Source organism: Kitasatospora sp. NPDC058965, assembly GCF_042741245.1.
GTDB lineage: Bacteria > Actinomycetota > Actinomycetes > Streptomycetales > Streptomycetaceae > Kitasatospora.
In genome coordinates, this window is sequence record NZ_JBHYKG010000207.1 from 4,094 (window position 1) to 15,084 (window position 10,991).

The window sequence follows — 10,991 nt, forward strand, 5'->3', positions numbered from 1 at the left end:
ACCCTCCCGTACCTGAAGGACCCCCATGTCCAAGATCCTCACCACTGAGTCCGGCGCCCCGGTCGCCGACAACCAGAACTCGGCCTCGGCCGGCGAGTACGGCCCGCTGCTGATCCAGGACCAGCAGCTGCTGGAGAAGCTGGCCCGGTTCAACCGCGAGCGGATCCCGGAGCGCGTGGTGCACGCCCGCGGCTCCGGCGCGTACGGCTACTTCGAGGTGACCGACGAGGTCTCGCAGTACACCAGGGCCGACTTCCTCGCCGCGGTCGGCAAGCGCACCGAGGTCTTCCTGCGCTTCTCCACCGTGGCCGGCAACCTGGGCGCCAACGACGCGGTGCGCGACCCGCGCGGCTTCGCGCTGAAGTTCTACACCGCCGAGGGCAACTACGACCTGGTCGGCAACAACACCCCGGTCTTCTTCATCAAGGACCCGCTGAAGTTCCCGGACTTCATCCACTCGCAGAAGCGCGACCCGTTCACCGGCATCACCGAGGCCGACAACGTCTGGGACTTCTGGGCGCACGCCCCCGAGGCCACCCACCAGATCACCTGGCTGTTCGGCGACCGCGGCATCCCGGCCTCCTACCGCCACATGAACGGCTACGGCTCGCACACCTACCAGTGGGTCAACGAGGCCGGCCAGGCGTTCTGGGTGAAGTACCACTTCAAGACCAACCAGGGCATCCGCTCGCTGGACGGCGCCCAGGCCGCCGAGGTGGTCGGCGGGGACGCCGACAGCCACCAGCGCGACCTGCACCAGGCGATCGAGCGCGGCGTCTTCCCGTCCTGGACCCTCTACGTCCAGCTGATGCCGGTGGCCGAGGCCGCGGAGTACCGGTTCAACCCGTTCGACCTGACCAAGGTGTGGCCGCACGCGGACTACCCGCTGGTCAAGGTCGGCCGCCTGGTGCTGAACAAGAACCCCGAGAACGTCTTCGCCGAGGTCGAGCAGGCCGCGTTCTCGCCGAACAACTTCGTGCCCGGCATCGGCCCGTCCCCGGACAAGATGCTCCAGGGCCGCCTGTTCGCCTACGCGGACGCCCAGCGCTACCGGCTCGGCGTGAACCACACCCAGCTGGCCGTGAACGCGCCGCGCGCCACCGAGGCGAACAACTACGGCCGGGACGGCTTCGCCGCGGTCAACGCGTCCGGCCGCGCGAAGAACTACGAGCCGAACTCGTTCGACGGCCCGCGCCAGAGCGACAGCGCGCTGGCCGCGCCGGTCGCGCTGAACGGCTTCACCGGCAACTACACCACGCCGGCGCACACCAAGGACGACGACTTCTTCCAGGCCGGCGAGCTGTACCGGCTGATGTCCGAGGGCGAGAAGAGCCGCCTGATCGGCAACCTGGCCGGCTTCCTGGCCCAGGTGAGCCGCGAGGACGTCATCGAGAAGAACCTGGCCCACTTCCACGCGGCCGACCCGGAGTACGGCGCCCGGCTCGCCGCCGCCGTCGCGGAGCTGCGCTCCACCGACGAGGGCTGATCCGCCTCAACCACCTGACGCACCCTCAGACGGGCCCCCTCCGCGGACAGCGGGGCGGGGCCCGTCGCGCTGCCCGGAGGCCGTCTTGACGGCGCGCCGCGGTTGCCGGATCGTCTGGCATATGCCATCCGGCCAATATCCGTCAGGTGCGCCATTCGCGTGGATCCTGCGCATCCGTACGGGAGCTGACGGATAGTCTGGACGGTGGCGGCGGATGTCCGGGAGCGGCGGAAGGGGAGAGCCATGCCGGCACAGGGTAGCGGTCGTCAGGTCGCGCTGGCACAGGGGGAGTCGAGTCCGCACGCGTCGCTGGTGCGGGCCCTGCGACTGTTGGAGGCCGCCGATCGCCACCCCTACGGAGCCGCGCTGACCGATCTGGTGCGCGACACCGGGCTGGCCGAGCCGGTGGTGAGCGAACTGCTCGACCTGCTCTGCGGCCAGGGGTACCTGCAGTTCGACAGCGGGGGCTGGGTGCTCGGCGGCACCTTCGCGATGCTCGGCCAGGCCAACCGGGAGCAGGTGATCCGGATCCGGCTGGAGCACAAGCTCGCCGAGCTGCGCGACGAGTTGGGCGCCGCGGTGTACTTCAGCCGGTACCACGACGGCGAGTTGCGGGTGGAGGCGGTCTCCGCGGCCGAGCACGCGCCGGCGGTGCACGAGTGGGTGGACTTCCGCGCGACGGCGCACGCCAGTGCCATCGGCAAGTGCCTGCTGAGCCAGCTGGACCACGACGGGCGGCTGGACCACCTCTCCCGGCACCCGATCGCCCGGCTCACCTCGCGCACCATCACCGACGCCGAGCAGCTGATGCACCGGCTGGAGCGCCAGCCGGCCACCATGCCGGTGCTGGACCTGCAGGAGTACGCCCTGGGCACGGTCTGCGCGGCGGTGCCGGTGACGGCCGGGTCGACGGTCGGCTGCCTGGCGATGTCGATGCCGGCCGGGAACGCCCACCGGCTGCGCGCCGCCGCCGAGGTCCTGGCGGACCGGGCGGCGCCGCTGATGCTCGCGATGGCGGTCTGAGCCGCCCGCCCGCGCACCCTGGACAACCGGAGTGGCCAGTCCGTATCGTCGGATACGGAGTCGCCAGTCCGGTTCTTGGCGATCCGTCATGTCGTCGATCTGGGGGTTCACCATGTCCGAAATCGCCACGCCGCGCGAGGTGTTCGAGAAGCTGCTGGCCGGGATCGCGGCCGGCCGCTGGGCCGATCTGGGGGAGCTGTACGCCGAGGAGGCGGTGGTGGAGATCCCGTTCTCCCCGTTCCCGCCGCGGCGGCTGGACGGGCGGGCCGCGCTGCTGGCCCGGTTCGAGGAGCTGGGCGGCACCTCGCCGTTCGAGATGCGGGCCGAGAACGTCGTCGTCCACCAGGTGGACGACCCCGAGGTGGTGATCGCGGAGTTCGACTGGGTCGGGCGGCACGTGGCGTCCGGGCGCACCTTCGAGGCGCCCAACATCCAGGTGCTCCGGGTGCGGGACGGGAAGATCGTCAGCACCAGGGACTACCACCACCACGCGGTGATCGCGGCCGCCACCGGCACCCTGGAGCAGTTCGCGGACGCCTTCCGCCCGTAGGGCCGGCGCCGCGCCGCGGGCCGGGTCCCCTGCTCGGGGGCCCGGCCCGCGGTGCGTCCGCAGCGGTCAGCCCTTCACGAACATCGAGTCCATGAAGTCGATGATCTGCTGGTCCGTCACGCCCTTGGCCATCTTGTGGCCCATCGCCAGGTCCTTCTCGGTGATCATGCCGACCAGCATGTCGTTGTCGATCACCGGCATTCGGCGGATCTGGTGCTGCTCCATCTTCTTCAGCACGGTGTCCATGTCGTCGTCGGCGCGCACGCAGTGCAGGTGGCCGCCCATGTCCCGGGCCTTCATGGTCGAGGGGTCCTTGCCCTCGGCGATACATCGGGTGACGATGTCGCGCTCCGTGATGATGCCCATCAGGCGCTTGTCCGGGCCGCAGATCGGGAGGGCGCCGACGCCCTTGTCCCGCATCATCATCGCGGCGTCCATCAGGGACTGGTCGGCGTTCACGCACTGGGCGCCGCTGTGCATGATGTCACGCGCTGTGATCACTGCTCGCTCCTCTCGGTGCCGGAGAGTACCGGCGCCTTCACGGTAGGTGTGCCCGGCGGAGCCCGCGACCGGAGCCGGTGGCCGCGACAACTATTAGACGCGTTGTCGATAAGAGGCGTCCAACCACTTGTAACCGGGCATACCCGCCAGTAGTTTGAGGTGCTGCCACCACCCCGCAGGTCAGGAGGTTCCCCCATGCCCAGAACCGCCCCAGAGGTGCACACCGACCTCGTGCTGGAGCCTCGTGACGTCAGGTTCGACTGGTCCGCACTGCCGCTGCACTGGATCCCCGACGAGCCCTTCGCCACCCACACCGTCAACGTGCTGCACCTGCTGCTGCCGGAGGGCGAGCGCTGGTTCGTCGAGGTGTTCAAGGAGGCGCTGCCGCTGGTCCGGGACGAGCAGCTGCGCGAGGAGGTGCTCGGCTTCATCGGCCAGGAGTCGATCCACGCCGAGGCCCACCAGGAGGTGCTGGACCACCTGCTGGCCCAGGGGCTGGACCCGCGCCCCTACGTGCGGCAGATCGCCTGGCTGTTCCAGCGGGTGCTGGGGCCCAAGCCGCGGCTGACGGCGCGCCGGCGGCGGGAGAACGTGATCGAGCGGGTCGCCTTCGTGGCGGCGATCGAGCACTTCACCGCCTTCCTCGGCAACTGGGCGCTCAACTCGCCCGGCCTGGACCGGGCGGGCGCCGACGCGACCATGCTCGACCTGCTGCGCTGGCACGGCGCGGAGGAGGTGGAGCACCGCAGCGTCGCCTTCGACCTGCTGGTCCACCTGGACCCGGGCTACCTGCGCCGGGTGCGCGGCATGCTGCTGGGCGGGCCGCTGCTGGTCCACCTGTGGGTGCGCGGGGTGCGCTTCCTGCTGGCCGCGGACCCGACCCTGGACGGGCGGATCCGGCCGAGCTGGCAGGAGGCCTGGCAGGTCTCCCGGCGCGGCCTGCTGCCCGACCCGGTGCAGTCGCTGCGCTCCGGCCTGCGCTACCTGCGGCGCGGCTACCACCCCACCCAGGAGGGCTCCAGCGCGCAGGCCCTGGGCTACCTGGCCACCTCGCCCGCCGCCCGCGCCGCCGCCGCGCACTGACCCGCCGGAAGACGCCGATGACGCCCCGCAGCAAGAAGACCGCCGACCCCCGCACCCGGGCCACCGCGCCCGCCCCCGCCCTGGCCTTCGGCCGGGACAGCAGGCACGACCTGGAGAACCTGCCGCCGGACCTGTACGGCCGCCCGCAGGCCGACCGGCTGATGTCCTTCCTGACCCGCTTCGGCGACGCCTACAGTCCCGCGATGGGCTCCCCGGGGCTGCGCCGCAACCCGCGCCGCCCGGAGAGCCGCGGCCGGTTGCCGCTCACCCTGGTGGTCACCGCGCACCGCCCGGTGGCCGAGGACGTGGTCGAGGTGCGGCTGGCCGACCCGGCCGGTGCGCCGCTGCCGCCCTGGCAGCCCGGCGCCCACCTGCAGCTGACCCTGCCGTCCGGGCGCCGGCGCCACTACTCGCTCTGCGGCGACCCGGCCGACCGGTTCGGCTACCGGATCGCGGTGCGCCGGATCGCCGGCGGGGGCGGCGGCTCGGTGGAGGTCCACGACGCGCTGCACCGGGGCGCCCGGCTGACGGTGCGCCGGCCGCGCAACGGCTTCGCCTTCTGCGGCGAGCCGGAGCTCCTGCTGGTGGCCGGCGGGATCGGCATCACCCCGCTGCTCCCGATGGCCCGCGAGGCCCAGCGCCGCGGCCTGGACTGGCACCTGGTGTACGCCGGGCGCAGCCGGGAGTCGATGCCGTTCGTCGAGGAGCTGACCGCGCTCGCCCCCGACCGCGTCACGCTGCTCACCGGCACCGTCCCGACCGGCGAGCAGCTGCTGGCGCCGGCCGCCCGGGGCGCGGCGGTCTACTGCTGCGGCCCCGCGCCGATGCTGACCGCCGTCCAGCGGGCGCTGGACGCTCCGCCGGTCGCCGGCCGCGGGCTGCCCGCGGGCCGGCCGACCGCGCTGCACTTCGAGCGGTTCGGCGCCGCCCCGGTGCTGGACGGCAAGCCGTTCACCCTGCAGCTCGGCCCCGGCGGCCGCACCCTGCCGGTGCCCGCCGACCGGTCCGCGCTGGACGTGCTGCGCGAGGCCGAACCGGACCGGCCCTACTCCTGCCACCAGGGGTTCTGCGGGACCTGCCGGGTGACCCTGCTGGCCGGCACCCCCGAACACCGCGACCGCCGCCTCACCGCGCAGGAGCGCGCCGCCGGTGCCCTGCTGCCCTGCGTCTCGCGGGCCGCCGAGGGCGAGACCCTGGTCCTGGAGGTCGACGAGCGATGACCGGAACCGGCTACACCGACCACGACCTCGCGCGGTTCCGCGAGACCCAGCAGCTCGCCTACCACTGCGCCGAGCAGGTCGCCGCCTGGATCGAGCCCGGGGTGACCGAGCGGCAGGCCACCGCCAAGCTGCGCGCCTGCCTGGTGGCCGCGGGCGTGCAGGACTTCTTCCACGTGCCGTTCGCCTGGTTCGGCGACCGCACCGCCTTCCGCCACTTCCACACCCCGCTGCAGTTCTTCGCCGGCGGGCGGGTGCTCCGCGAGGGCATGCCCTACGTCCTGGACTGCGCCCCGGTGGTGGACGGCTACACCGCCGACATCGGCTACGGCGGCAAGGTCGGCGACAACCCGGTCTGGGACCGGCTGGCCCAGGACCTGAAGGTCTACCGGGAGCTGATCCTGCGCGAGGTGCGGGCCCGCAGGCCGCTGAACGAGATCTACGCCGCGGTGGACGCGCAGATCGCCGAGCACGGCTACGAGAACCGCCACCAGGTCTACCCCGGCCGGGTGATCGGCCACCAGGTGACCCGCACCACCGGCCGGGGCCCGGCCGGGGTCAACCTGTTCGGCTTCGGCCTGCGCACCCTGCAGACGCTGGGCCGGGAGCTGATCAGCGAGCGGCTGCACGGCCGCTCCCCGCTCTGGGCGGACGGCCGCTCCTCCCGGCACGCGCCCACCCCGGGCCTGTGGGCGGTCGAGCCGCACATCGGCCTGCGCGACACCGGCATCAAGTTCGAGGAACTCCTGGTGGTCACCGAGGACGATGCCTACTGGCTGGACGACGACCTGCCGCACGTGCGGCGCTGGACGAGCACCGAAGGAGCCGCGGCATGACCACCACGCGCAGGACCGTCACCTCGGCCGGGGTCGACCTCGCGGTCTTCGAGCAGGGCGACCCGGCCGCGCCCACCGTGCTGCTGGTGCACGGCTACCCGGACACCCACCGGGTCTGGGACGAGGTGGCCCGGGAGCTGGCCGCCGACCACCACGTGGTCCGCTACGACGTGCGCGGCGCGGGCGAGTCCGGGGTGCCCGCGGACCGCGCCGGCTACCGGCTGGAGCTGCTGGCCCGTGACCTGTTCGCGGTGGCCGACGCGGTCAGCCCCGACCGGCCGGTGCACGTGGTGGCGCACGACTGGGGCTCGCTGCAGTCCTGGGAGGCGGTCACCGAGCCCGGCGCCGAGCTGCGGCTGGCCTCCTACACCACGATGTCCGGGCCCTGCCTGGACCACATGGGCCACTGGATCCGGCACCGGTTGCGCCGGCCCACCCCGCGCCACCTGCGCCAGCTGCTGGTCCAGGGGCTGCACTCCTGGTACATCACCGCCTTCCACCTGCCCTACCTGGCGCCGGCCGCCTGGCGGTTCGGCCTGGCCCGGGCCTGGCCGCGGATCCTGCGCGACCTGGAGAAGGTCGCCCCGCGCCCCGGGCACCCGCAGCCGACGCTGCGCCGGGACGCGGTGCGCGGGATCGAGCTGTACCGGGCCAACATGCGCCCGGCGCTGCGCCACCCGCGCGAGCGGCCCACCCGGGTGCCGGTGCAGCTGATCACGCTGCGCCGGGACCGCTACGTCAGCCCGTTCCTCAGCGAGGGGCTGGAGCGCTGGGTGCCGGACCTGACCCGGCGCGAACTGGACGCCACCCACTGGTCGGGGCTGCTGGACCGGGCGCCCGCGGTCGCCTCGCTGGTGCGGGAGTTCACCACCCGGATCGAGCGCGGCGAGCCGGCCGCCGGAGCGGGCGGGCCGCTGGTGGTGATCACCGGCGCCGGCAGCGGGATCGGCCGGGCCACCGCACTGGCCTTCGCCGAGCAGCGGGCCACCGTGGTGGTCTGCGACCTGGACCTGGAGGCCGCCCGGCGGACCGCCGAGCTGGTCACCCTGCTCGGCGGGGCCGGGCACGCCTACCAGGTGGACGTCAGCGACGGCCCCGGGATGGACGCCTTCGCGCAGACCGTGGCCGCCGCGCACGGGGTGCCGGACGTGCTGGTCAACAACGCCGGCATCGGCCACTCCGGGACCTTCCTGCAGACCACCGAGAAGGAGTGGCAGCGGGTGCTGGACGTCAACCTGTGGGGCGTGATCCACGGGTGCCGGGCGTTCGGCACGATGATGGCCGAGCGCGGGCAGGGCGGACACATCGTCAACCTCGCCTCGGCAGCGGCCTACCTGCCCTCCAAGGTGCTGGCCGCCTACGCCACCAGCAAGGCCGCGGTGCTGATGCTCTCCGACTGCCTGCGGGCCGAGCTGGCGGACGCCGGGGTCGGGGTGAGCGCGATCTGCCCCGGCATCGTCAACACCAACATCACCCGGACCACCACCTTCTCCGGGCTGGACCGGGACGCGCAGGCGGCCAAGCAGGACCGGGTCTCCAAGATGTACGCCCGGCGCGGCTTCCCGCCGGAGAAGGTGGCCGCCGAGATCGTCAGGGCGGTGCGGACCGGCAAGCCGATGGTGCCGGTCACCGTGGAGGCCAAGGCGGCCCGGCTGCTCGGCCGGCTGTCGCCCGCGCTGCTGCGCCGCGCCGCCCGGTTCGACGCCGGGTAGCCGCGCCGCGGTCCCCCGCCCGGCGCGGCGCACCGGGCGGGGGACCGGGGGCGGGCCGGCTCAGCCGCCGTCCGGACGGCTCGGCTCGCGGGTCGGCCGGTGGTCCAGCACCTGGTCCAGCAGGCCCGAGGTGATGTCCAGTTCGGCCAGCGTCGTGCTCAGGTCGTAGTGCAGCCGGTCGCCCGGCACGCCGGACCGGTGCAGCTGCTCGACCATGGAGACCACCATCTCGTCCGGGCCGGCCACGAACACCTCGTGCTCGTTCCAGTGGCCCTGGGCGGGCACCACCTCGGGCAGCCGGCCCTGCACACCGGCGAAGCCGATCTCCTCGGAGACCACCGGGACCAGCAGCAACCGCGGGAACACCCCGGCCAGTTGGCGCAGCGCCTGGAGGTCGTAGAGCTCGCTCTCGCGGCGCACGCCGACGAACAGGTGCAGGGTGAGCGGGCGGTGCCGGGCGATCATCTCCTCGACCAGCGCCTTGATCGGGCCCAGGCCGGTGCCGCCGGCCACGCAGACCACCCGGCGGGCCGGGCGCTCGGGCAGCACCATGGAGCCGCGGCCCGGGCCGAGCCGGAGCACGTCGCCGACCCGGGTGTGGTGGACCAGCGCGTTGCTCACCCAGCCGGCCGGGACCGCGCGCACGTGCAGGGTCAACAGGCCGTCCCGGCGCGGGGCGTTGGCGATCGAGTAGGGGCGCCAGACCCGCGGCCAGCGGGCGGTCTCCACCGTGGTGTACTGGCCGGCCCGGTAGGGGAAGGGCGCGTCCGGGCGCAGCGTGAGGACCGCGAGGTCCGGGGCGCGCAGCTCGTGGCCGACCACCTCGGCGAGCCAGGACGGCGGGGTGCTGCCGGCCTCGGCCTCGGCGGCCCCGCTCATCGCGGCCGCGATCTGCTGGTAGGCCGAGCCCCAGAGGTGCTCCAGCCGCTCGTTCCAGGCCTCGCCGGCGAAGGTCCGCAGGGTGGCCAGCAGTGCCTCGCCGACCGCCGCGTAGTGCTCGGTGGTGACGCCGTACTTGCGGTGGTCGCGGCCCAACTGGGCCAGGAAGGTCCCGAGTTCCTCGGGGCGGTCGATCATCCGGACCGCCCCGGCCAGGGCCCGGAAGAGCCGGTCGCGCTGCAGGTCCATGGCCGGCGGGAAGAGCTGGCGGACCTCGGGGTGGTGCAGGAAGAGCGTCGCGTAGAAGTGGCCGGTGAGCTTGTCGCCGTGCTCCTGGACCAGCGCGAAGCTGGACCGGAGCAGGGTGAGGTCGTCGGGTTCGCTGGTCTGCGTCATGGTGGCGTGTGGTTGGCGGTTCCCGTGAGGTGATGGTCGGTCAGGTGGCTTGTGCTGCTTCGGCCTTGACGCCGAAGAAGTCGCCGCCCTTGCGCCGCTGGTCGTCACTGCCCCAGGCCCGGGTGCGCGGCGCCGGCACGAAGCGGGGGATGTGCTTGGCGCAGTGGATGTACGCCTCGTCGACGTCGATCAGCACCCACAGCTCGGCCCGGCGGCCGGGGACGGTCTCCCGCGGCAGGTCCGGCACGGTGGCGCGGAGCGTGGCGTCGTCCACCACGCAGGCCCGGCCGTTGATGTGCAGGCCGATCACGTCCCGCACGAAGTCGACGAGCAGCAGGCCGATGTGGCCGTTCTCGGTGAGGTTGCCGAGGCTGGCCATCACGCCGTTGCCGCGGTACTCGGGGTAGGCCAGCGTCCGCGGGTCGATCACGTGCAGGAAGCCGGGCGGTCCGGCCCGGAAGGTCGCGTCGCACGCGCCGTCCGCGTCGCTGGTGGCCACGAAGGCCATCTCCTGGCGGCCGACGAACTCCCGCATCCGCTCGTTCAGGTGGTCGAGCACCTGGTCGCGGTAGAACCGGTCGGCGCGCTCCGCGGTGCCGTGCTCCTGCTGCAGTACGTGCTCGCCGGTGGAGCCGGGGCGGTGGAGCAGCGGATTGGACATCTGACCTCCGGGGGACTGGTACCGCCTCTGAACGTCCATGTCAAGGGCATGACAAGATCTCCCCCGGAGCTGTACAACTGCGGTCGAACGGACTGAGGTTGATCCGGGCCGGCGTCCGACCACTCCCAGGCACCCTACACGCAGCGCGACGGGCGGTCACCCGAAAGTTTGGTGGAGACGGCGCGGCCCGGCCCCCGGTTCGACTGCTGCGCGCGGTCAGGCGGACGGCAGCCGCCCGATCCCGCCGGCCAGTTCCTCGGCGGTCATGCACGGCACCGCGGTGACCCGGGCGTGCAGGTTGAGCCAGAACGGCTCGCAGGCGGTGACGATCGCGCTCTCGTCCGGCAGGTCGACCACCAGGGTCATCGCGCGGTGCCCGTTCATCGGGTAGAAGTAGGCCGCCTCGGGCTTGAGCGAGCCGACCAGCTCGCTCATGGTCTGCTGGGCGGCGCCGGTGCCGAACAGCTTGTTGGTCGCCTCGGTGTCCAGCTCGATCTGCAGCAGGGTACGCATGGGTGGGACCGCCCTTCGTGCGGTGTCCGGTCCTGTCCCTCCACCATCGCGCGTGCCCGCCGGGGCGGCAAGGCGCCGTCCTGACGGTCCGTCAGGACGGGCGGCGACCGGTGCCGGACCGCACGGGTCCGGCA

General features: G+C 73.1%; 11 protein-coding genes. 7 read left to right on the plus strand and 4 right to left on the minus strand.

The window, feature by feature from the left end; all coding sequences use genetic code 11:
* Window positions 1-25: 25 nt before the first annotated feature.
* The 3 genes from ACFW1A_RS27820 to ACFW1A_RS27830 all read left to right on the plus strand — a co-directional run bounded on the left by ACFW1A_RS27820 (window position 26) and on the right by ACFW1A_RS27830 (window position 3,059).
* On the plus strand, window positions 26-1,486 hold the full coding sequence (locus ACFW1A_RS27820; protein WP_380413257.1) for a catalase: 1,461 nt from the start codon (window positions 26-28) through the stop codon (window positions 1,484-1,486).
* Between the two features lie 243 nt (window positions 1,487-1,729).
* Window positions 1,730-2,509, plus strand: a complete 780-nt coding sequence (locus ACFW1A_RS27825; RefSeq protein ID WP_380413259.1) for an IclR family transcriptional regulator — start codon at window positions 1,730-1,732, stop codon at window positions 2,507-2,509.
* Between the two features lie 112 nt (window positions 2,510-2,621).
* Window positions 2,622-3,059 carry a nuclear transport factor 2 family protein gene (locus ACFW1A_RS27830; RefSeq protein ID WP_380413261.1) on the plus strand — a complete coding sequence of 146 codons (438 nt, stop codon included), beginning with the start codon at window positions 2,622-2,624 and terminating at the stop codon, window positions 3,057-3,059.
* Window positions 3,060-3,125: 66 nt separating this feature from the next.
* Here ACFW1A_RS27830 and ACFW1A_RS27835 read toward each other — a convergent pair whose 3' ends face one another.
* Window positions 3,126-3,560: a CBS domain-containing protein gene (locus tag ACFW1A_RS27835; protein ID WP_380413263.1), complete on the minus strand. Its 435-nt coding sequence runs from the start codon at window positions 3,558-3,560 to the stop codon at window positions 3,126-3,128.
* A 195-nt stretch (window positions 3,561-3,755) separates the two neighbouring features.
* On the opposite strand from ACFW1A_RS27835, the gene ACFW1A_RS27840 reads away from it, so the two are divergent.
* The 4 genes from ACFW1A_RS27840 to ACFW1A_RS27855 are packed head-to-tail and all read left to right on the plus strand — an operon-like array spanning window position 3,756 to window position 8,408.
* Window positions 3,756-4,643: a metal-dependent hydrolase gene (locus tag ACFW1A_RS27840; RefSeq protein ID WP_380413265.1), complete on the plus strand. Its 888-nt coding sequence runs from the start codon at window positions 3,756-3,758 to the stop codon at window positions 4,641-4,643.
* 17 nt (window positions 4,644-4,660) lie between these two features.
* Window positions 4,661-5,863, plus strand: coding sequence for a PDR/VanB family oxidoreductase (locus ACFW1A_RS27845; protein WP_380413267.1), 1,203 nt, complete (start codon window positions 4,661-4,663; stop codon window positions 5,861-5,863).
* Window positions 5,860-6,696 carry a M24 family metallopeptidase gene (locus tag ACFW1A_RS27850; protein WP_380413269.1) on the plus strand — a complete coding sequence of 279 codons (837 nt, stop codon included), beginning with the start codon at window positions 5,860-5,862 and terminating at the stop codon, window positions 6,694-6,696. The genes ACFW1A_RS27845 and ACFW1A_RS27850 overlap by 4 nt, the downstream gene beginning before the upstream one ends.
* Window positions 6,693-8,408, plus strand: coding sequence for an SDR family oxidoreductase (locus ACFW1A_RS27855; protein WP_380413271.1), 1,716 nt, complete (start codon window positions 6,693-6,695; stop codon window positions 8,406-8,408). The genes ACFW1A_RS27850 and ACFW1A_RS27855 overlap by 4 nt, the downstream gene beginning before the upstream one ends.
* 60 nt (window positions 8,409-8,468) lie before the next feature.
* Here the strand turns inward: ACFW1A_RS27855 and ACFW1A_RS27860 are convergent, their stop codons facing one another.
* From ACFW1A_RS27860 to ACFW1A_RS27870, 3 genes are all read right to left on the minus strand, one after another.
* Entirely contained in the window at window positions 8,469-9,683 is a 1,215-nt protein-coding gene (locus ACFW1A_RS27860; protein ID WP_380413273.1) for a globin domain-containing protein, read from the minus strand.
* Between the two features lie 40 nt (window positions 9,684-9,723).
* The gene (locus tag ACFW1A_RS27865) at window positions 9,724-10,344 is read right to left on the minus strand and encodes a pyridoxamine 5'-phosphate oxidase family protein (RefSeq protein ID WP_380413275.1); all 621 of its coding nucleotides are present in this window, start codon (window positions 10,342-10,344) and stop codon (window positions 9,724-9,726) included.
* 216 nt (window positions 10,345-10,560) lie between these two features.
* Window positions 10,561-10,857: a hypothetical protein gene (locus ACFW1A_RS27870; RefSeq protein WP_380413277.1), complete on the minus strand. Its 297-nt coding sequence runs from the start codon at window positions 10,855-10,857 to the stop codon at window positions 10,561-10,563.
* Window positions 10,858-10,991: the final 134 nt, after the last annotated feature.